This is a genomic window from Bacillota bacterium (assembly GCA_013177945.1).
GTDB lineage: Bacteria > Bacillota > DSM-12270 > Thermacetogeniales > Thermacetogeniaceae > Ch130.
Genome location: JABLXW010000020.1, coordinates 47,472 through 67,159, shown reverse-complemented (window position 1 = coordinate 67,159; position 19,688 = coordinate 47,472). Strand labels below are relative to the sequence as shown.

18 protein-coding genes, 1 pseudogene and 1 riboswitch are annotated in these 19,688 nt (G+C 58.1%); of the genes and pseudogenes, 15 read left to right on the top strand and 4 right to left on the bottom strand.

Annotation, left to right across the window (positions count from 1 at the left end; translation table 11 throughout):
• Positions 1 to 53: 53 nt before the first annotated feature.
• The 3 genes from HPY58_12090 to HPY58_12080 are packed head-to-tail and all read right to left on the bottom strand — an operon-like array spanning position 54 to position 1,893.
• Positions 54 to 743, bottom strand: a complete 690-nt coding sequence (locus HPY58_12090; GenBank protein NPV30360.1) for a DUF881 domain-containing protein — start codon at positions 741 to 743, stop codon at positions 54 to 56.
• On the bottom strand, positions 736 to 1,113 hold the full coding sequence (locus HPY58_12085) for a small basic family protein (GenBank protein ID NPV30359.1): 378 nt from the start codon (positions 1,111 to 1,113) through the stop codon (positions 736 to 738). The genes HPY58_12090 and HPY58_12085 overlap by 8 nt, the downstream gene beginning before the upstream one ends.
• A 3-nt stretch (positions 1,114 to 1,116) precedes the next feature.
• Complete coding sequence (locus tag HPY58_12080; protein ID NPV30358.1) at positions 1,117 to 1,893, bottom strand: DUF881 domain-containing protein; 777 nt, start codon at positions 1,891 to 1,893, stop codon at positions 1,117 to 1,119.
• A gap of 248 nt (positions 1,894 to 2,141) precedes the next feature.
• Here HPY58_12080 and HPY58_12075 point away from each other — a divergent pair, with 248 nt between their 5' ends.
• From HPY58_12075 to HPY58_12040, 8 genes are all read left to right on the top strand, one after another.
• On the top strand, positions 2,142 to 2,933 hold the full coding sequence (locus tag HPY58_12075; protein NPV30357.1) for a TIGR00159 family protein: 792 nt from the start codon (positions 2,142 to 2,144) through the stop codon (positions 2,931 to 2,933).
• Positions 2,934 to 2,953: 20 nt separating this feature from the next.
• Positions 2,954 to 3,907, top strand: coding sequence for a hypothetical protein (locus tag HPY58_12070; GenBank protein NPV30356.1), 954 nt, complete (start codon positions 2,954 to 2,956; stop codon positions 3,905 to 3,907).
• Positions 3,908 to 3,974: 67 nt separating this feature from the next.
• On the top strand, positions 3,975 to 5,315 hold the full coding sequence (locus tag HPY58_12065; protein NPV30355.1) for a phosphoglucosamine mutase: 1,341 nt from the start codon (positions 3,975 to 3,977) through the stop codon (positions 5,313 to 5,315).
• 248 nt (positions 5,316 to 5,563) lie between these two features.
• Positions 5,564 to 7,393: a glutamine--fructose-6-phosphate transaminase (isomerizing) gene (gene glmS, locus HPY58_12060; protein NPV30354.1), complete on the top strand. Its 1,830-nt coding sequence runs from the start codon at positions 5,564 to 5,566 to the stop codon at positions 7,391 to 7,393.
• 216 nt (positions 7,394 to 7,609) lie between these two features.
• Positions 7,610 to 8,092: a purine-binding chemotaxis protein CheW gene (locus HPY58_12055; GenBank protein NPV30353.1), complete on the top strand. Its 483-nt coding sequence runs from the start codon at positions 7,610 to 7,612 to the stop codon at positions 8,090 to 8,092.
• Positions 8,093 to 8,263: 171 nt separating this feature from the next.
• Complete coding sequence (locus HPY58_12050; GenBank protein ID NPV30352.1) at positions 8,264 to 8,674, top strand: holo-ACP synthase; 411 nt, start codon at positions 8,264 to 8,266, stop codon at positions 8,672 to 8,674.
• Positions 8,674 to 10,263: an NAD(P)H-hydrate dehydratase gene (locus HPY58_12045; GenBank protein NPV30351.1), complete on the top strand. Its 1,590-nt coding sequence runs from the start codon at positions 8,674 to 8,676 to the stop codon at positions 10,261 to 10,263. Before HPY58_12050 ends, HPY58_12045 begins: the two co-directional genes overlap by 1 nt.
• Positions 10,264 to 10,266: 3 nt before the next feature.
• Complete coding sequence (locus HPY58_12040) at positions 10,267 to 11,496, top strand: alanine racemase (GenBank protein ID NPV30350.1); 1,230 nt, start codon at positions 10,267 to 10,269, stop codon at positions 11,494 to 11,496.
• Here the strand turns inward: HPY58_12040 and nagA are convergent.
• Positions 11,435 to 12,622, bottom strand: coding sequence for an N-acetylglucosamine-6-phosphate deacetylase (gene nagA, locus HPY58_12035; protein NPV30349.1), 1,188 nt, complete (start codon positions 12,620 to 12,622; stop codon positions 11,435 to 11,437). The two genes, HPY58_12040 and nagA, sit on opposite strands and share 62 nt — an antisense overlap.
• Before the next feature lie 139 nt (positions 12,623 to 12,761).
• Here nagA and HPY58_12030 point away from each other — a divergent pair, with 139 nt between their 5' ends.
• The 7 genes and pseudogenes from HPY58_12030 (at position 12,762) to thiC (ending at position 19,605) form a co-directional block, all read left to right on the top strand.
• Entirely contained in the window at positions 12,762 to 13,622 is an 861-nt protein-coding gene (locus tag HPY58_12030; GenBank protein ID NPV30348.1) for a hypothetical protein, read from the top strand.
• Positions 13,607 to 14,326, top strand: coding sequence for a gamma-glutamyl-gamma-aminobutyrate hydrolase family protein (locus HPY58_12025; GenBank protein NPV30347.1), 720 nt, complete (start codon positions 13,607 to 13,609; stop codon positions 14,324 to 14,326). The genes HPY58_12030 and HPY58_12025 overlap by 16 nt, the downstream gene beginning before the upstream one ends.
• Before the next feature lie 386 nt (positions 14,327 to 14,712).
• Positions 14,713 to 15,018 (top strand): nucleotidyltransferase domain-containing protein, encoded by a 306-nt coding sequence (locus HPY58_12020; GenBank protein ID NPV30346.1) that lies wholly within the window; start codon positions 14,713 to 14,715, stop codon positions 15,016 to 15,018.
• Positions 15,008 to 15,517, top strand: a pseudogene (locus tag HPY58_12015) (HEPN domain-containing protein). The gene HPY58_12020 and the pseudogene HPY58_12015 overlap by 11 nt, the downstream one beginning before the upstream one ends.
• A 219-nt stretch (positions 15,518 to 15,736) precedes the next feature.
• Positions 15,737 to 15,835, top strand: a riboswitch (TPP riboswitch).
• A gap of 69 nt (positions 15,836 to 15,904) precedes the next feature.
• Entirely contained in the window at positions 15,905 to 16,687 is a 783-nt protein-coding gene (locus tag HPY58_12010) for a thiazole biosynthesis protein (protein NPV30345.1), read from the top strand.
• 55 nt (positions 16,688 to 16,742) lie between these two features.
• Positions 16,743 to 18,275 carry a bifunctional hydroxymethylpyrimidine kinase/phosphomethylpyrimidine kinase gene (gene thiD, locus HPY58_12005; protein ID NPV30344.1) on the top strand — a complete coding sequence of 511 codons (1,533 nt, stop codon included), beginning with the start codon at positions 16,743 to 16,745 and terminating at the stop codon, positions 18,273 to 18,275.
• 31 nt (positions 18,276 to 18,306) lie between these two features.
• Positions 18,307 to 19,605 (top strand): phosphomethylpyrimidine synthase ThiC, encoded by a 1,299-nt coding sequence (gene thiC / locus HPY58_12000; protein NPV30343.1) that lies wholly within the window; start codon positions 18,307 to 18,309, stop codon positions 19,603 to 19,605.
• Positions 19,606 to 19,688 lie beyond the last annotated feature (83 nt).

The following is a 19,688-nucleotide window of genomic DNA, read 5'->3' as shown; positions in this document are numbered from 1 at the left end:
AAGTCTGACTCGAGATCGAGAGGCCCGGACAGGTTTAAACCCTGCTCCGGGTCTTATGTTTGGGATCTAGGCCGGAGATAATGCAGGGTGGGCGGGGGTGCGGCGGGAAGTTCTATTTCCTCAACCCGCCTGATCACGGGGTAGACCTTGTAGATGGCAAGGTCGTCCAGAACTCCTCCGAGCAGCCGCAGTCCCGATTCCAGCTTTTCCTGGTCCCCGATGGCTTTAATGGTGCAGGGAAAGAGGACTTCTTTTCCGTTGATGGTGAGGGTTAAATCCTCTTTATTCCAGAAAATGCTTGTCCAGGGGGTAATGCGCTGGTTGTTGATGGCAATTGCTTCTGCCTGAGATGCCCAGAGTTCGTTGACGATGTCAACCAGATCAAGATAGACGATTGGGGAATCGGTGGTAATGGTGATGGTAATCCCCGGCCCTTTGACAGGGTCGAGTCCAAGGGCATTTCGCAGGCGCGCCGATTCCTTTTTCAGGCCTTCTGTCAGGGCCTCTCTGCTGCTGACATCCGCCTGGAAGGTTTGCTGCTGCCGGTCCAGCTCCCTCAATTCTTTTTCCAGTTCGCCCCTTTTATCGTGGAGTTTTTTCAGCATGAGCACAAGGACGTCAGTCTTCTGGAGCGACAGATCGCTGAGGAAGTTCTGCTGGGTCTGGAACTGGACGGAAAGGAGGAAGCCCAGGAAGAGAAATACAACGAAAACGGGAAGCTGCCACCGCTTGAGACTACCCATTTTTTCCTCCTCCCGGCGACGTAAGGTGCCTCTTCCGCAGCCAGGCTGCCAGAACCTCTCTCCTGATAATGGCGAGGTTCTGGAAAAGCCGGACCCCAAAAACGAAAACTGCTGCGAGGTAAAGATCGACGCCAAGGCGGTCTCCTAAATAGGCTAGAAGCGCGGCAAGCAGAGCATTGGTAAAAAAGCCGGTGAGGAGGACCGCGCTGTCAAATTTTTCTTCGAGGATTGCCCTCAATCCCCCGAACGCCGAGTCCAGAGCGGCCAGTACTGCCACTGATAAATATTTTACATACGCACCGGGGATCGGGAAGGCAAGCGCAGAGCCGATTCCGATTCCAATGAGCAGGCCCAGGAGAGGCAGCCACATCAGCTATTCCTCCTTTGGTTGCGTAAAGGTGAACTGGTAGCTCCCTTTGTAAGGGGGGATTACAATATTCGGGTGCTTTTCGAGATTAACGGGGAAACCCGCCATTTTGAGAATATTATACTCGCTCTCCGGCGCCTCCAAAACCCTGGCAAGGCTGTCCGGATTCCCGATTGCTTTAACGACGTAGGGTGGAGCAAGGCGGGTTGTATTCACCAGGATCATTGGCCCCACACATCTGATGTCCGAAGAAGTTACAATGCGCTGGTCGTTGACGGAAATGGCCTCTGCCCCTCCAACGCGAAGTTCGTTAATGATGTAGAGGATGTGTTTATCATGGATCAGAAAGTCTTCTGCCTGAAACTGGCCCGGGTTTTTCGCCTGGGCTGCTTCGGCTCCCTTCCGGTTGTCATCCAAAAATACTACAATGCCCGGCCCTTCCACCTCGACAAGGCCCGCCTGGACTTTTAGCTCCCGCAGTTTGTTCTGCAGGTTTTGCAGTTCTGCTTCGCCTGCGGCGAGGGCCTCCTGGGAGCGGGCGAGGGAGGCTCTCTTTTCTTCAATTTCTGCCTCCAGCCTTTTGATGATCCTTTCCTGTGTTTGGATCATGGCCACGAGGTTTTCGTTTTTCTGGCGCCAGGGGGTTTGGTTGCTTGCCGCCAGACTGCGCAGCACTGATACCAGCAGGATTCCGGAAATCAAAAAAACCAGGGTGAGGGGAAGCTGCCATTTTTTGAGTTTAATCTTGTTGCAAAGGGCTTTCAGATTGTGATGAATTCTCATCTTCTTTCCCTCCTCGGGGCCAACTTTAGTATTTTTTCTAGACCGTTTGCAAAACTCCTTCTTGGGTGTTGCTTCAGATGCCGGGAGGCTTTTCCATGACCTGGAACCTCAGGAGCTTGATTTTTGACAAGGAAAATGGGAGGGAGGCGGAGAAGTTGTAATCGTTTCCGGAGGGAATAAAGATAAGCTGGCATACCAGGTGATTTTGGGGTATATTTTTTCAGAAAAGGTTTTTGAAGGTGGGTGTGATGGCGAAGGTTCTGGCCTATTTGAATTATTTCGATCTGCGAACGGTTATCGATATTCTCATTGTGGCTTTCGTTTTGTACAAGTTCCTGATGCTGATCAAGGGGACGCGGGCCGTTCAGCTTTTGAAAGGGCTTGCAGTTCTCGTGATTGCATCCAGTTTGAGTGAGCGCCTTAATTTATATACAACTAACTGGATCCTGGACAAAACCTGGACGATGCTTTTTGTGGCGCTCCCTGTGGTCTTCCAGCCGGAACTGCGCCGCGCCCTGGAGCAGCTGGGCCGGGGTGGTTTTTTCGGCCGCTCCTTTTTTCTGGCGGAGGCGGAAGCGAGGCGGGCTGCCCATGAGGTTGTCCGGGCAGCGGAAGCCCTGGCGCGGCGCCGCGTGGGGGCTCTTGTAGTCTTTGTGCGGGAGACCGGGTTGCAGGAATACGTGGAAAGCGGGGTCAAACTTGACGCCCTGGTTTCGGCCGAGGCCCTTGTCAACATTTTTGAGCCGGGCACCCCCCTTCATGACGGGGCGGCGATCATTTACGGGGACCGGATTCTGGCGGCGGGCTGTTATTTGCCCCTCACCGAGAACCCCTTTTTAAACAAAGAGCTGGGAACACGGCACCGGGCTGCGCTGGGGGTTACGGAGCAGAGCGATGCGGTTGCGGTGGTGGTTTCCGAGGAAACAGGGCTGATTTCCCTTGCTCAGGGGGGGAAACTTCTCCGGGGATTAAAAGGAGCTGAGCTGGAGAGAAAACTGGAGGAGCTCACCGGGCCCGGAGGCAAAAAGGTGCGGGATTGAAAGGAAGCAGAGGAAAAAAGATGAAAGAGGGAACGATTAAAAACTGGTTTCTCCGTTACAATATCGGCTACAAGGTGCTGGCTCTGCTGCTTGCCTTTCTGCTCTGGTATTTTGTCACGGGGCAGCGCGACCCCCTCGTGGAACGCACCTTCTCCCGTCCTTTGGAACCGCGCGGTCTCTCCTCACAACTGGTTCTGGCTTCATCCCTTCCCGAGGTAAAAGTTACAGTGCGAGGAGCAAAAAGTGTAATCCAGGGCCTGGGTCCAGAAGAGATCCGTGTTTTCGTAGATCTTGCAGGCCAGAGCGCAGGAGAGGCCCTCCTGCCGGTTAAAACCGAAGTGCCCTTTGGTGCTCTCGTCGCCAATCTTGAACCCGAGAGGGTGCGGGTTTACCTGGATTTTTGGGGGGAGAAAAAGGTTCCGGTTCGGGTCGCGGTCCTCGGGGAACCGGCGGCCGGCTATCTTCTGCTGACTCCCGTCGCCACCCCCTCCCAGGTCTTGGTGGAGGGGCCGAGCTCCCTCCTGGCGCGGGTTCAGGAGGTTCAGGCTGTTTTGCGGGTTAATGAGGCGCGGCAGAATGTGACTCAGAGAGTGCGCATCCGGATACCTGGCGCATCGGGGGAAAAGCTTAAGGCCCGGCCTGAGGTTGTGGAGGTGCTGGTTCCCGTAACGACGCGGGGGCCCGTCAAGTCCGTTTTCGTGGCTGCGGATATTCGGGGTGAACCCCAACCCGGGTTTGCTGTAAAAGAAGTTCTGGTGGATCCGCCCCAGATTCAGGTCACAGGCCCTCCGGATGCCCTGGCCGCCCTCACCGAAGTGCGCACCCGGCCGGTAGATATTTCCGGAACCGGGGCGAGCATGGTTCGAGAAACGGAGTTATCTCTTCCTCCGGGGGTTTTTTCTGTGACCCAGAATCAGGTAAAGGTGACCGTGGAGGTGGGCCGCTCTGACACAGGGCAATTACCAGAAGAGTAAAATAATGATAAAAATAAAAAAATGAGATATAATAAACTCTGCAATCTGGAAGGAGGGTCTGCGCAGGATGGGGCTTCTTTTCGGAACAGACGGCGTGAGAGGGGTTGCCAACCAGGAGCTGACGCCTGAACTGGCCTTTCGTCTGGGGAGGGCCGGGGCTTTTGTCCTGAGCCGGGACGGAAAGCGCCCCCGGATCATGCTGGGAAAGGATACGCGGGTTTCGGGAGATATGCTGGAGGCTGCTTTAATTGCAGGGATTCTCTCCGTAGGAGGCGACTGCCTCAGGGCCGGGGTGATCACGACACCAGGCCTGGCCTACCTCACAAGGGTCTCGGAATGCTGTGCTGGGGTTGTGATTTCTGCCTCCCACAACCCGGTTCCCGACAACGGGATTAAATTCTTTGGCGGAGATGGCTTCAAGCTCCCCGACGCGGTGGAGGAAGAAATCGAGCGACTGGTTTTAACGGATGACTTCGCCTTTCCCCAGCCTACCGGCGCCGGGATCGGAAGGGTCTATGAGGAGGACGGGGGGCTTAACCGGTACCTGGCCTTTCTCAAAGAACAGGCTGCTGTTGATTTAAGCGGGATCAGGCTGGTCATCGACTGCGCCCACGGGTCTGCTTCCAACCTGGCACCCCGCCTCTTTGCGGAGCTCGGCGCGGACCTGACGGTCCTGCACAATGAGCCGAACGGGGTCAATATCAACGAAGGGTGCGGATCCACCCACCCCTATCCTCTCCAGCAGGCTGTCGTGAGCCTGGGGGCCGATTTGGGGCTTGCCTTTGATGGTGATGCCGACCGGGTGGTTGCCGTAGATGAAAAGGGTAACCTGGTAGATGGAGACCAGATTCTTGTAATCTGCGGCCTGGCCCGGAAGCGCAAGGGCCTGCTCCCGGGCGGCAGGGTTGTGGTTACGGTCATGAGCAACCTGGGTCTGCGAGAGGCTTTTCAGAGAGAAAATGTTGAGGTTATCGAGACAAAGGTGGGGGACCGCTACATCCTCGAGGAGATGCAGAAAACGGGGGCGGTGCTGGGAGGCGAGCAGTCAGGCCACATCATTTTTCTCGACCGCACGACAACCGGAGATGGTCTCCTGACGGCGCTGGAGCTTTTGAAAGTTGTCAGGGAATCGAATGAGCCTCTATCCCGACTGGCGGCCCAGATGACCCGTTTCCCTCAAGTACTGGTGAACGTTCCGGTTCAAAACAAGCGGGGGCTTTTTGACAACCCTGTGATCGCCGAGGCCATTCGTCTTGCCGAGGCGCGGCTTGCCGGGCGCGGCCGGATTCTGGTGAGGCCGTCCGGAACCGAGCCGGTGGTCCGGGTCATGGGGGAGGGGCCCCACGAAGAGGAACTGAAGGAGGTGGTTGGCGGGGTCGCGCAGGTAGTGAAGGCCAGTTTGGGGTAACGGTGCAAGGTTAAATTAATCAAAATTAAATTTTAATTGCTTTCCACGCCGAAAACCGATTTCTTAGCGCCTGGACCGGTTTTTTCGGCCGGTTGACGAGGAAGGGGTTAATCGAAGGATTCGGCGGGTGCCCCTCGGTGGCCCACCACCGTGAGAATACCTTCAAATCCGGAAAGCAATTTCCGGGACAAAGAGGTATTCGGTGGGAGGAAACCGCGTGGGAAGCAGCAGGGAGGAGAAACTGAATCATGTGCGGAATCGTCGGTTACCTGGGTAATCAAGACGCGGTTTCGGTTCTTCTCAACGGTTTGAAGAGGCTGGAGTACCGCGGGTACGACTCTGCAGGGGTTGCTTTTTTGAACGAGGGCGCCCTCAAGGTGCACAAGAAAGCCGGGCGGATCGCGGTTTTAGAGGAATGCCTGGGGGCGCTTGCACCCCAGACCCGGATCGGGATCGGCCACACCCGGTGGGCGACGCACGGGCGCCCCTCGGACCGGAACGCCCACCCTCACTGCGACTGCACCGGGAAGTTTGCCGTTGTCCACAACGGGATCATCGAAAACTACGGAGAACTGCGGGAACAGCTGGAGGGGCGCGGGCACCGTTTTACCTCCGAAACCGATACGGAAGTCCTGGCGCACCTTGTCGAGGAGGCCTACGCCGGGGACCTGTGTGCGGCTCTCAGAGAGGCCCTGAGGCAGGTGCGCGGCTCCTACGCAGTTGTCCTTTTGAGCGAATACCACCCCGACCGGCTCGTTGCCGCCCGGAAAGACAGCCCGCTGGTGGTCGGGCTCGGCCAGGGAGAGTATTTCCTGGCTTCGGACATCCCCGCCTTGCTTCCCTATACCCGGCAGGTCTATCTCCTCTCCGAGGGAGAAATGGCGGAACTCACCCTGGATGGAGTCCGGATTATGAACTCCCGGGGAGAGCCCGTTACCAGGGAAGTATTTCACGTGGGTTGGGACGCCGCGGCTGCGGAGCGGGGCGGTTTTCCTCACTTTATGCTCAAGGAGATTTGCGAGCAGCCGCGCGCCCTGCGGGACACTCTGAGAGGCCGGATCACCCCGCAGGGTGACGATGTTGTCCTGAAAGAAATCGCTCTTGCGCCGGAAGAGATCCGGAGCTTCTCAAAAATTGCCGTTGTCGCCTGCGGCACTGCTTACCATGCCGGTCTTGTGGGAAAGTACGTCATCGAGAAGCTCGCCCGGATCCCGGTAGAGGTCGATCTTGCCTCCGAGTTTCGCTACCGGGACCCCCTGCTGGATGCCCGGACCCTGGTTGTTGTAATCAGCCAGTCGGGGGAAACTGCGGATACACTGGCCGCCCTGCGGGAGGCGCGGGCGCGGGGCTGCCGGGTGCTGGCCGTGACCAACGTCGTGGGAAGCACGGTGGCGCGGGAGGCTGACGAGGTGATCTACACCTGGGCGGGACCGGAGATTGCGGTGGCCTCCACCAAGGCGTATACGACCCAGGTTCTGGTGATGTATCTGCTGGGGCTTTTGTTTGCGAAGGCGCGGGGAACGCGCACCGGCGCCGAAGTTGCGGAAATCACAGCAGCACTGAGGAAACTGCCCGACCAGGTGGATCTGATTTTAGAGCAAAAGGAATACCTTGACGAGGTGGCCAGGAAATATTGCCGGTGCGAAGATGTATTCTTCATCGGCCGCGGCCTCGACTACGCCGTTGCGCTGGAGGGGGCCCTCAAGCTCAAGGAAATCTCCTACATTCACGCCGAGGCCTATGCTGCCGGCGAACTGAAGCATGGAACCCTGGCTTTGATTGTCGAAGGGGTGCCTGTGATTGCTCTTGCCACCCAGGACGATCTCCTGGAGAAACTCCTGAGCAATGTGAAGGAGGTCAAGGCGAGGGAGGGGACGGTGATTGGGGTCTGTCTGGGCCGCAGGGAGGAGGTTGCCCGGGAGGTCGACCATGTGATCAGTCTCCCCGAGGCTCCTTCTTTCGTGGCTCCCATTCTGGCCGCGGTTCCTCTGCAGCTTCTGGCTTACTACATGGCGGCAGCCCGCGGCTGCGACATCGACAAGCCCCGTAATCTGGCCAAAAGCGTCACCGTCGAGTAAGCTGCCTCCTTTGCGTTGTAGGCCTGGCTGGGGAAAATCTCTTCCCAACCCGGCTCTTTTCCAGGGGGTTTGCGCGGGCGATTTGGGCTCTTTACCCCATTCTGATTTTAGAAAAATTACCACAATTTAATGCGGTTAGCAGGAATTACCCCCTGTTGCGAAGAATGTAAGCAAAAAAGCTGGTTGAGGAGGTGAGCCCTGGGACAGGGGTCCGGTATGGAAGAGAAAGAAACAGGTGAAATTCAACTGGTTGTTTTTCGTTTGGGAGCCGAGGAATACGGGGTGCCGATTACCCAGGTTCAGGAAATCAACCGTCTTACCACTCCCACCAGGATTCCGAAGGCCCCGGCCTTTGTGGAGGGTGTCATTAATTTGCGCGGCAAGGTGCTTCCGGTAATCGACTTGAAGAAGAGGTTCGGGCTGGAAGGTGCGGCATACACCGATGAGGCCCGGATTGTGGTGGTGGAAATCGCCGGCCACACGGTTGGTGTCATCGTGGATGTGGTCTCCGAGGTGCTCCGGCTTCCCGTGACCAGTATCGAACCGCCGCCGGCGGTCATTGCCGGGATTACGGCAGACTATTTGCGGGGTGTAGGGAAATTAGATGACAGGTTGCTGATCCTGCTCGATCTCAACAAGATCTTGACGGAAACGGAGCAGAGCCAGCTGAGGGAAACGGCGGAAGCCCTTGCGGGCTGATTTCCGGGGAAGCCGGAAGATTTATGAGATCCCGTTTGAGCTTGTCAGGCTTGGACGGGATTTTTTGTCCTTTTGCAATCCTGAAATGGCAGGAACCGGAATGCTCCTCAGGTTTGTGATATAATAACTTCAGGCTGTTTGGCAATTTTTAAAAATTCGTGGCGGGGGATTATGGTTAGAGGGATCGGGATTGATATTATTGAAATTGACCGGATGGAAAGGGCGCTCGCGCGGCAGCCCCGTTTGCGGGAACGCCTCTTCAGTTCGCGGGAAATTGCTTACTGCCTGCAAAAGAGCCGTCCGGCCGCATCATTTGCGGCGCGTTTTGCGGCGAAAGAGGCGGTTCGAAAAGCCTGCGGGGCGGGAGGAGGAATGCCCTGGCGCGAAATTGAGGTCCTCCTCGGGGAAGGTCCCCCCCGGATTCATCTTTCCCAAAATGCGGCCCAACTCGCCCGCCGGCTGGGGGTTGAAGATTTTGTGGTGAGCCTTTCCCACAGCAGAGCCTGCGCCTGCGCCGTTGTCCTGGCCCTGGGGGCCCGCAGGAATTTTTTTGAGAATTTTGCTGCGAAGGGGGATGTTTGATGAGGTTGGTCAAAGCCGCGGAAATGCGGGAGCTTGACCAGGAAGCAACGCGGCGCTACGGAATTCCCGGTATAATCTTAATGGAGAACGCGGGTCTCAATGTGGTTGCAGCTGTCCTCTCGCGGTTCTGGGGGGAGGGCCCCCGGGGGAGGACGGCGCTTGTGCTCGCGGGCCCTGGAAACAACGGGGGAGATGGTCTGGTGGCAGGGCGCCACCTGTTCAACCGGGGGGCGCGGGTGAATATCCTGCTTACAGCCCCGCCGGAGTCTTATCAAGGCGACGCTGCCGCCAACTTGAAGATCGTGACCGAAATGGGGATTCCGTGCCAGGTCTTTACCGGGGAAAAGATCGCCGATTTAAAGGAGGCCCTGGTGCAGTCCGATTTGGTTATCGATGCTCTTTTCGGGACGGGGTTTCGGGGCACCCCCCAGGAGCCTGTCGCCACGGCAATCAGAATGGTCAACGAATCGGGAAAACCTGTACTCAGCGTCGATCTTCCCTCGGGATTGGAGGCCGATACCGGGCGTGTTGCAGGGGAGTGCATCCGGGCGCGGCTTACGGTCACCCTCGGCCTTCCCAAGCTCGGGCTCTACCTGGAGCCGGGAGCCAGCTACGCGGGGGAGATCGTGATCGGCGACATCTCTTTTCCTCCCGAGCTGCGAAATGAAGACGAGGGAACCTTTTTTTTGATCGACCAGGCGATGGTGGCAAGAATCCTTCCTCTCCGCCTTCCTCACCACCACAAGGGTGACTACGGCCACGTGGTGGTGATCGGAGGCTCGCGGGGCTACACCGGGGCCCTGGCGCTTGCGGGCAGCGCTGCCCTCCGGGGCGGGGCAGGGCTGGTGACGGCGGTGGCGCCCGCCTCCCTTTATCCGGTTCTGGCAGCAAAGCTTACCGAGGTCATGACCCGTCCTGCTCCGGAAGCCTCAGAAGGAGGGGGGTTTGCCCGGTCGGCCCTGGCGGCCCTCGAGGACCTTTTAGGGCGCGCCACGGTGCTGGCAGTCGGCCCGGGCCTCGGACAGGATCCCGAAACCGGAGTTTTTCTGCAGAAACTCTTGAAAAAGATCAGGCTTCCTGTTGTGCTTGATGCTGATGCTTTGAATTTGCTGGCGCGGGAGAGGGAGTTCCTGGAGGATCCCGTGCTCCGGGAGCAGCGGAAGCGGTGGGTGCTCACGCCCCACCCCGGAGAAATGGCCCGGCTCCTCAATTTGAGCGTTTCTGCGGTTCAGGCGGACCGGGTTGGGAATGCCGTTTGGGCGAGCCGGAAGTGGGGGGCGATTGTGGTCTTAAAGGGGGCGCGCACGGTGGTTGCGACACCCGAAGGAAAGGTTTTTATCAACCCCACAGGCAATCCGGGTCTTGCCACGGGCGGGACAGGAGATGTTCTAACCGGTTTGATTGCGGCGCTGATCGCGCAGGGAATGGGTCCGGTTCAGGCCGCCTGCGCCGGGGTTTACATTCACGGCCTTGCTGCCGACCGCCTTGCGGCCCAGAGAGGAATGGCTGGAATGGCTGCCGGTGATTTGCTGAACGAGATTCCTTATGTTTTAAAGGATCTCTACGAATCTGCGAAGCGGAGGGAATAGGAAATGGAGCGTCCTGCCTGGGCGGAGATCGATCTTGATGCACTGATGAACAATGTACGCGAAATCCGCCGGGTGACGAATCCCCGGGCCCAGGTCATGGCTGTTGTGAAGGCGAACGGATACGGGCACGGCCTGGAGCCTGTCAGCAGGGCCGCGCTGAAGAGCGGCGCCGCCTGGCTCGGGGTGGCGCTGCTTCAGGAGGCCCTTTTCCTCCGGGAAAAAGGAATCCAGGCACCTATTGTGGTTTTGGGTTACACCCCGGACCAGGATGCCGATGAGGTTGTGAGGCATGAGATCAGCCAGACGATCTTTACCTGGGAAGGGGGGCTTGCCCTGGCGGCAGCAGCCCGGCGGGTTGGGAAGAAGGCAAGGGTTCACATTAAGGTGGATACGGGAATGGGGCGCCTGGGATTTCTTCTCGGAAAGGAAACGGTGGAAACCATCTACCGCCTTGTCCACCTGCCGTCCCTTGAAGTTGAGGGAATCTACACCCATTTTGCGGCGGCCGACGAACCTGACAAAGAGTACACGGAAGAGCAGTTCGTCAGGTTTCAGTGGCTTCTCAAGCAGCTGGCGGCGCGGGGGGTATTCATCCGCTGGCGGCACTGCGCAAATTCTGCTGCAATTCTGGACCTGCCTTATACCCATCTCGATCTGGTCCGTCCCGGGATCACCCTCTACGGTCTTTTCCCCTCCCCGGCAGTGCGCCGCGACCTTGTCAGGCTGCGGCCCGTGATGAGCCTGAAGGCGCGGGTTGCTTTTGTCAAGGAGGTGCCTCCTGGAACCAGCATCAGCTACGGCCGAACCTACATAACCCCGGCGCGCACCCGTGTTGCAACAGTTCCCCTGGGTTACGCCGATGGGTACTCCCGCCTCTTCTCCAACAAAAGCGAGGTGTTGATCAGGGGCCGGCGCGCTCCTGTGATCGGGAGGGTTTGCATGGACCAGCTGATCGTGGATGTGGGTCACATCCCGGATGTGGCGCAGGGGGATGAGGTGGTGCTGCTCGGCCGCCAGGGGGAGGAGGAAATCACGGCAGATGAACTGGCCGCCCATCTGGGCACCATCAATTATGAGATCGTCTGCATGATCAGTGAAAGGATTCCCAGGGTTTACCGGGGAGCGGTTGCGGAAGAGCAGGAAGAGGAGGTGGAAGAGCCGCACATGGAGTTTACCCGGGGAGCCCCGGCAGATCGAGCCGGGGGGACCGGTAGACCACCCTCCCCTGCTTGAGGGTGAGGAGGGGAACCCCTTCCTTGCTGAAGACGGCGAGGTCGCCCTCGTACCCCGGGGCGAGGCGCCCGATTTTGTGGTCCATGCCAAGGACGCGGGCGGGATGGGTGGTGGCGAGAGGGAGCACCTCTGCAAGGGAAAGACCGGTGACCTTCTGGACGTAGAAAACCGCGAAGGAAAGGGGGCGCGCGGAGCCGGCAAGGTGCCCGTGGGAGGTGCGCACCTCGTTTTCCGTTGCGGTTATGGTTTGGCTTCCAAGCCGATAGGTGCCGGGGGGAAGCCCGGCGCACGGGACGGTGTCGCTGGCAAGCACCAGTTTTTCTCTTTTGATGCCGGCGAGAATCTTGAGGAGGGCGGGATGAAGGTGCACCCCGTCCGCAATCGCCTCTACGGTGATTTGGGGGTGGGTGAGGGCGGCGCCCGGCAACCCGGGGGCGCGGTGGTGCAGGGGGGTTGTCCGGTTAAAGAGGTGGGTGGCATAAGAAAGCCCTGCGGCAACTGCACTGAGGGTTTCCTCATAGGTGGCTCCTGAGTGCCCTGCAGCGACGGTAATTCCCAGTTTCACAGCTTCGGGGATCAGTTCCAGGGCGCCGGGCAGTTCCGGCGCAAGGGTAAGAAGGGCAACCGGCCCCCCGTTCTTAAGCAAAAAGGCGAGGTCTTTGCTTGAGGGCCGGCGGAGAAAAGCGGCTTCATGGGCACCCGCATAATCGGGGTTGAGAAAGGGGCCCTCCAGGTGAACACCCAGAAGGGAGGCACCCGGGAGGGCCCCTTTCTTTTTTTGAATTCCGGCGGCCGTGGCCAGGATTTGAGCCAGTTCTTCCAGGGGGGCGGAAAAGGTCGTGGCGAGGAAGCCGGTGACTCCCTGGGATGCCAGTATTTTGCTGAGCCCGGCAAGCTGGAGGGGGTCGGCGCTCACGGTACAGCCCCCGAAGCCGTGGGTATGGAGATCCAGCAGTCCGGGCGCGACGATGAAATCAGGGTTCAGCTTCAGAATGGAAAAGGAGGACCCCCGGGGCGGCCTTTCCGGTCCCGCGCCGGCTATTTTTCCTCCTTCAATTACGACTGTTCCCCCGGGAAAGTGCACCTCCGGGGTGTACAGAGCTGCACCGGTCAAAGCGAGCTTCACGGCTGCTCCGCTCCGCCACTTTCAGAACTTGATGATAAAACAAAACTGAATTTTATAAATTTTAACCTCGCGAGAAAGGAAAATGCAAGTTATTGTTGAAATATTAATGCAATTTGTAATTAATTGCCCATTTCATTCGATGTTCTGGGTGAGAGCTTTGGCCGAACAGCAGGTGCTTGAAGACGAAGCAAGGGGAAAATCTTTAAAAATCGTCTGCTTAAGCGGTTTTGAGCTGTACCGGGAAGGGTGTTTGGTTTCGCGTTCCGTCTGGAAGAACCGGAAGTCGCTCCTCCTTTTTCTCTATCTTGTCATGCACCGCGACCGTCCGCTTTCCCAGGATCACCTGTTGAAGCTCTTCTGGCCGGGCAAGGCGGCCCGGGAAGCGCGCCACAACCTTTCAGTTGCCGTTTACAACATCAGGCACATTCTCGAACCGGAATTAGAAAAGGGGCGGAAATCTTCTTACATCTCAAACCGCTGCCATGTTTGCCAGTTTCATTCCCCACCCCATTTCTGGTATGATGTTGATGTCTTTACCCGCGCCTGGGAGAAGGGGAGCGCCCTCATCCGCCAGGGTGAATACTCCCGGGCCTGGGAGGTTTTTACGGTGGTTGAGCAGCTCTATAAAACCGGGTATCTTTCCGAAATTCAAAACATAGGATGGATTGAAGAGGAGCGCAGGCGGCTCCGCGAAATCTACATTGAAATGGTGTTGTGGCTCTGCAGCGAGGCCTACCGGCGGCAGGATTACAATGCGGCAGTCTGGTACGCCCAGAAGGTGCTTGCCCAGGACGGGTGCCGGGAAGAGGCGCACCAGCTGCTGATGCGCACCTACCTGCGCCTGGGCAAGAGAACTGCAGCCATTCGCCAGTACGAGATCTGCTCTGATCTTTTAAAGAAAAGCTACGGTCTGGCTCCTCTCAGGGAAACCCAGGACCTTTACCGGAGGATTCTCCAGGGTGAAGAAGAGGAGGATGAGCGACCTTGGCCCGGCCCCTGATCGGAATTACAACTGCCCATAATCTCCAGGAGGATTATTTTTTTTGCCGCGGGCAGTACATTGAGGGAATCGAACGGGAGGGCGGCAGCCCTCTTCTGCTCCCGCCGGTAAGAGATGAGGCTTTGATTAAGGCTTACGCCGAACTGATCGACGGTCTTCTTCTCTCCGGAGGGGGAGACCTCCACCCCCTTTATTTTGGGGAAGAGCCCCACTGGAAGCTGGGGGAAGTCTCTCCGGAACGGGATCACTTTGAGGTTCGTCTGATCCAGGAGATCCTGGCGACAGGGAAGCCTGTTTTGGGCATCTGCCGGGGAATCCAGGTTCTTAATGCCGCCCTGGGGGGGACGCTTTACCAGGATCTGCAGAGCCAGCTGCCCCATTCCCTGCAGCACCAGCAGGAGGCTCCCAGGAGGCATCCGACTCACAAGATCAGGGTGCTGGAGAACAGCCGCCTCGCCCGCGTTTTGGGTACAACAGAGCTCCGGGTCAACAGCCTGCACCACCAGGCTGTAAAGGATGTGGCTCCCGGGGTGCAGGCCGTAGCCTGGGCCGAAGATGGTGTAATCGAGGGAATCGAAGCACCTGATTATTCTTTCCTGGTGGGTGTCCAGTGGCATCCCGAAGCCTTGCGGGAGACCGATAAGGCCTCTGCCGCGCTTTTCCGCGCCTTAATTGAAGCCGCTGCAAAGTCAGGCAGGAATTGAGGCGGTCCTAAGAACTCCTGGCCAAGGGGCCTGATGAGTTCATGGTTCCGGAAAACGAAATTCATAGCTGTGAGATAACAAATTAGTTAATCTTGTTGGGTTAGATCTTTAAATGAGTGAGCTAGTGATCTCTGGGTAAGATTTTTTCATGAGTTGACACGTCGCACGTCCTGGTTCGGGGGCGGTAAGGTCTTAGGGTTCCTACAGTGGGTTGACACGATCCCAGCGGCGGAAGGAGTTGAGTTTGAGCATTCTACATGGTATAATCTTACAAAAGAAGCACCGATAACCCAAATAAGTAGTGGTAATTATGACCTTCTTCAAAGAAAAACTCCTAGTTTTAGGGAGTAGTGGCTTTTTCTAGGACAAAAAAAGGGGGGTTCCCTGTGGAAGAAGTACTTAATTTAGTAGTCGAAAAGATAGTGAAGACTGTAAACCCCGATAAAATTATTCTTTTTGGATCCAGGAGCAGGGGACAGGAAGGATCGTATAGTGATTATGATCTTTTGGTACTAAAGCGAGGAATAAATAATCGCCGCGCTTTAGCCCACCAGATCTATAGAATCCTGGTCGATGTTCCAGCTGCCGTGGACATACTTGTAGAAACCCCGGAAAAAATAGAAAGGTACTGTAATTCACGAGGGTTCGTGTATGCTGAGGCCGCAAGAGGGCGGGTAGTTTATGAGCGATGAACTATGGCGCCTGTGGTTCCAAAGAGCAAAAAGTAACCTCGCAAGGGCAGAACTTGGCAGGCAAAACTCAGATATTCTCTACGAAGATCTTTGCTTTGATGCCCAGCAGGCAGTTGAAAAGTCCCTTAAAGGTATAATGGCATTCCTGGAAATGGATACCCCGAAAACCCATTCTATTGGGTACCTCTTGAAGTTAATTGAAGAGTCCGGGAAAGTTTAGGTTCCCGAAAGACTGTAAGAAGCCGCGATTCTTACTGATTACGCCGTAACAACCCGTTACCCGGGAGACTGGGAACCAATAGATGAAGCTGAATACAAACGGGCAGTCTCGTGGCCCAAGAAGTTTACCGGTGGGCGTTATCCCTCACCAACCAGGATGGAGAAAAATAAGCTCCGTAGAAGAACCGTCTTATTACCGGCCCAATCCACAAACATCTTCTCTCCGGCCCGGTGCACCTGGCGCAGGGACGCGTCCAGAGTTTTGCACTACCGGCGGTAGAGGTCGCAAAAACGGCTGTACTGGTAGCCATCTGTATGCTCAGGCTTATACTCCTGCCATAACCCGCGGGGGATCTTTATTAATCCTAAGCAATATTGAGCATTTCTAAGCCACAGCAACTTATTCTATCAAACACACGCGCCGATGTTTCCGGCGTTTTTTCAACGCTTTACAGGGGTTGCTGGCTGTGGTATGATCAAATGCAAAAAATAGATAGGCGGGTCCCACTAGGGGTGCCGGAGAGGCTGAGAGGCAAGATGCCGACCCTTGGAACCTGATCTGGGTAATGCCAGCGGAGGGAAGTGGGGAATTGAAGGGGTTTTTTGCTGCACTCCCTTGGTTGGAGTGCTTTTAATTTTTTGCCTCAGTAAATGCGGAGGTGGAAGAGTGGGTTTCCAGATCGATGACATCCTGATCTCCCGCCTGATCCTCGAGGAGTACGCCGAAAGGTTGAAAGATTCCCTCCAGGTGGACGCGGCCGTTGTGGGCGGGGGCCCTGCCGGGTTGACGGCAGCCTTTTACCTGGCGCGGGCCGGCTGCAAGACTGTGGTGTTCGAAAGCCGCCTGAGCATCGGGGGCGGCATGTGGGGGGGCGGGATCATGTTCAACCGCCTCGTCTTCCAGCCTGCGGCGCGGCCCGTCCTGGATGATCTGGGCTGCCGCTGCCGGGAGCGGGAAAACGGCTACCTCACTGCCGATGCTGTAGAGACTGTGGCCCGCCTGGCGGTCAGAGCCTGCGAGGCAGGTGCCGTAATTTTAAACGGTTTTACGGTGGAGGATGTCATGTACCGGGAAGGGCGGATCTCGGGGGTTGTGGTAAACTGGACGGCGGCCCTCAGGGCCGGCCTGCACGTGGACCCCATCACGGTGGGCGCCCGGGCTGTTGTTGATGCCACCGGGCATGACGCCTCTGTGGTCAGGGTGGCCCACGAGAAGTCAAAAATAGCCCTCAAAACACCCGATGGCGGAATGCAGGGGGAGGGCTCCATGTGGGCAGAAGTGGGGGAGAAGCTGATCGTGGAGAACACTGGCGAGGCTGCACCGGGGCTTTATGTAGCCGGAATGGCCGTAAACGCCGTCTGGGGAGGGCCCCGCATGGGCCCCATCTTCGGGGGGATGCTTTTATCGGGGAAAAAGGTGGCGGAGCAGATCCTCCGGGCCCTGAAATAAAGAGGGAAGCACCTGACGCGGGGGTGCCCAGATGAAGCGAGGAGGTGAATGTTAAATGCCGCAGGGGAGACAGGAAGACCGTGGCGGAATTAAAAAAGCCCTCAGCATCGCCGGGTCCGACTCGGGAGGGGGAGCCGGAATCCAGGCCGATTTGAAGACCTTTGCGGCCCTCGGCGTCTACGGGAGCAGCGTGATCACCGCCGTCACCGCCCAGAACACCCTCGGCGTCCAGGGCATCTCCGGCCTTGCCCCCGAATTCGTCTTGCAGCAGATGGAAAGCGTCCTTGCCGATATCGGGGCCGATGCCGTAAAAACCGGAATGCTCTATAATGCCGCGATCATCAAGGCGGTTGCCGGGAAGCTGAAGGAATCCCCCGTTCCCTGGCTTGTGGTGGACCCGGTCATGGTTGCCACAAGCGGGGACCGGCTGCTCACCCCTGATGGTGAAAGGGCGCTTCGCGAAGAACTGCTGCCGCTGGCCTCCTTCATTACCCCCAATGTGTCCGAGGCCGCCGTCCTGTGGGGCCGCCCCATCGAAGGGGAAGAAGACCTTTGCCGCGCCGCCCGCGCCCTGCACGAACTGGGGCCCAGGTTTGTAGTGATCACCGGGATCCGCCGGAACACGCGCTCCCTTGACCTCTGCTTTGACGGGAAGGAGTTCCGGGAGCTGGAGGGCCCCTTCTTCGAAACCCCCCACACCCACGGGACGGGATGCACCTTTTCTGCAGCCCTGGCTGCCCTGCTGGCCCGGGGCTTTTCTCCCTGGCAGGCCCTGGCCCTCGCCAAGGAGTATGTCGCAGCAGGCCTCCGCTATGCCTATCCGGTGGGCCGGGGAAGGGGCCCCCTGAACCACCTTGCCCCCTTCTTCCCCGGGGACTGGGGCGATCCGGGCATCTCGAAAATCCGCGCCTTCATCTTTCAAAACTGGGGAAGCAGGCCGGACCTGGGCCCCTTCCCCGCCCTCTACTGCATTATCGGGGGTGTTTTGCGCGGCTCGAGGAGCTATGCCGAGCTCGCCAGGGTTGCGGTGCAGGAGGGAGCGCGGCTCGTCCAGCTCCGGGAAAAGGAGGGGGAAAGCCGGGAGCTTGTCCGAATTGCCCGGGAGATGCAGGAGGTCTGCCGGAGCCACGGCGCCCTCTTCATCGTCAACGACCGGGTCGATGTGGCGGCTGCAGCAGGAGCCGACGGCGTCCACCTCGGCCAGGAGGACCTCTCGCCCCAGGCGGCGCGGGCGATCCTGGGGCCCGGGAAGATCATCGGGGTCTCCGTAGACAACCTGGCCCAGGCGGAAGCAGCGGCGGCGGCAGGCGCCGATTACCTGGGCCTGGGGCCGGTTTACCCCACCGCAAGCAAAGACTGCGGTGTTCCCCCCTGCGGCCCTGATCTGGTGGAGGAAGTTGCAAGAAGGGTTGGGCTTCCTGTTTTTGCCATTGGCGGCATTACCCCTGAGAACACCCTTCCCCTCCTCCGGGCCGGGGCTGCCGGTGTTGCCGTAATTTCTTCCTTCCTGGGTGCGCCTGACCCCCGGAAGGCGGTGCGGGCCTTTCTTGACGTGTTTCACGCTTTCAAGTCTCGAAAGGATTCTTGAGGAATGGACTTTGAGATTGGGAGGGGAGAAAATGACCCAAGTGGAGAGAGCGCGGCATGGAGAGATCACCCCTCAAATGCGGGAGGTCGCAGCTGCAGAAGGGGTTGCCCCGGAAACCCTCCGGGATCTGGTGGCGCAGGGGCTGGTGGTGATTCCCTGCAACCGCGAGCACCGGGGGCTGAAGCCGTGCGGAATCGGGAAGGGTTTGCGGACGAAGGTAAACGCGAACCTGGGCACTTCCCCGGCCTTTCCGGATTGGGAAAATGAAATCAAAAAACTTGAAGTTGCCCTCGAGGCGGGGGCCGATACGGTGATGGATTTAAGCACAGGCGGCGAAATCGGGACCTGCCGCCGGGAGATCCTTGCCAGGTCTCCGGTGCCGGTGGGAACGGTTCCCGTTTACGAAGCGGCCGTCCGCGCCCGGGCGCGCTACGGGTCTGTAGTGGAAATGAAAGAGGACGACCTCTTTCAGGTGATTGCCGAACACGCGGCAGATGGAGTGGATTTTCTTACCGTTCACTGCGGTGTAACTCGCCGGATTGTGGAGGGGTTGAAAACCAGGCCCCGCCTGCTGGGGATCGTGAGCCGGGGAGGGGCGCTCCTGGCGGGCTGGATGCTCCACCGGGAAGAAGAAAATCCTTTGTATGCCCGGTTTGAAGATCTTCTGGAAATTGCCAGAAAGTACGATGTTACCTTAAGTCTGGGGGATGGTTTAAGGCCCGGCTGCCTGGAGGATGCTACCGACCACGCCCAGCTTGAGGAACTGATGGTTTTGGGAGAGCTGGTGAAGCGCGCCCGCGCCGCCGGGGTGCAGGTGATGGTAGAGGGCCCGGGTCATCTTCCCCTCGACCAGATTGAAGCAAACGTGAAGCTCCAGAAAAGGCTTTGCTCTGATGCTCCTTTTTACGTTTTGGGACCCCTTGTTACAGATGTAGCACCCGGCTACGATCACATTGCCGCGGCCATCGGCGGGGCGCTGGCTGCAGCTGCCGGAGCGGACTTTTTGTGCTACGTTACCCCTGCAGAACACCTGGGCTTGCCTGCCCTGGATGATGTGCGGGCGGGGGTTGTCGCAGCGCGTCTTGCGGCCCATGCGGCGGACCTCGTGAAGGGGGTTCCGCAGGCACGGGCTTGGGACCGGGAGATGGCCGAGGCGCGCAAAAGCCTGAACTGGGAGAGACAGATGGAGCTCGCCCTCGATCCCAAGGAGGCAAGAAAGCTCCGCCTGGCGCGCAACCCCATTCCTCAGGAGGTCTGCTCTATGTGCGGGGAGTTTTGCGCCATTGACCTGGTCAACCGCTATCTGGGGGCGAAAAGCCCCCGGTGTTGAGCCCAACAGAAGGAAAATTAACCGGAGATAGAGAAAATCACTTAATCAACGCCTGGCAACTGATGAGTTTGCCGGAATGGAGG

What these genes read in the sequence shown, in the direction of transcription:
- HPY58_12030 (NPV30348.1), top strand. Translation starts at nt 12,762, where the DNA reads ATGTTCTGGGTGAGAGCTTTGGCCGAACAGCAGGTGCTTGAAGACGAA.
- HPY58_12085 (NPV30359.1), bottom strand. Translation starts at nt 1,113, where the DNA reads ATGTGGCTGCCTCTCCTGGGCCTGCTCATTGGAATCGGAATCGGCTCT.
- HPY58_12045 (NPV30351.1), top strand. Translation starts at nt 8,674, where the DNA reads ATGAGGTTGGTCAAAGCCGCGGAAATGCGGGAGCTTGACCAGGAAGCA.
- thiC (NPV30343.1), top strand. Translation starts at nt 18,307, where the DNA reads ATGACCCAAGTGGAGAGAGCGCGGCATGGAGAGATCACCCCTCAAATG.
- HPY58_12090 (NPV30360.1), bottom strand. Translation starts at nt 743, where the DNA reads ATGGGTAGTCTCAAGCGGTGGCAGCTTCCCGTTTTCGTTGTATTTCTC.
- HPY58_12040 (NPV30350.1), top strand. Translation starts at nt 10,267, where the DNA reads ATGGAGCGTCCTGCCTGGGCGGAGATCGATCTTGATGCACTGATGAAC.
- HPY58_12055 (NPV30353.1), top strand. Translation starts at nt 7,610, where the DNA reads ATGGAAGAGAAAGAAACAGGTGAAATTCAACTGGTTGTTTTTCGTTTG.
- HPY58_12075 (NPV30357.1), top strand. Translation starts at nt 2,142, where the DNA reads ATGGCGAAGGTTCTGGCCTATTTGAATTATTTCGATCTGCGAACGGTT.
- HPY58_12050 (NPV30352.1), top strand. Translation starts at nt 8,264, where the DNA reads ATGGTTAGAGGGATCGGGATTGATATTATTGAAATTGACCGGATGGAA.
- HPY58_12070 (NPV30356.1), top strand. Translation starts at nt 2,954, where the DNA reads ATGAAAGAGGGAACGATTAAAAACTGGTTTCTCCGTTACAATATCGGC.
- HPY58_12065 (NPV30355.1), top strand. Translation starts at nt 3,975, where the DNA reads ATGGGGCTTCTTTTCGGAACAGACGGCGTGAGAGGGGTTGCCAACCAG.
- thiD (NPV30344.1), top strand. Translation starts at nt 16,743, where the DNA reads ATGCCGCAGGGGAGACAGGAAGACCGTGGCGGAATTAAAAAAGCCCTC.
- glmS (NPV30354.1), top strand. Translation starts at nt 5,564, where the DNA reads ATGTGCGGAATCGTCGGTTACCTGGGTAATCAAGACGCGGTTTCGGTT.
- HPY58_12080 (NPV30358.1), bottom strand. Translation starts at nt 1,893, where the DNA reads ATGAGAATTCATCACAATCTGAAAGCCCTTTGCAACAAGATTAAACTC.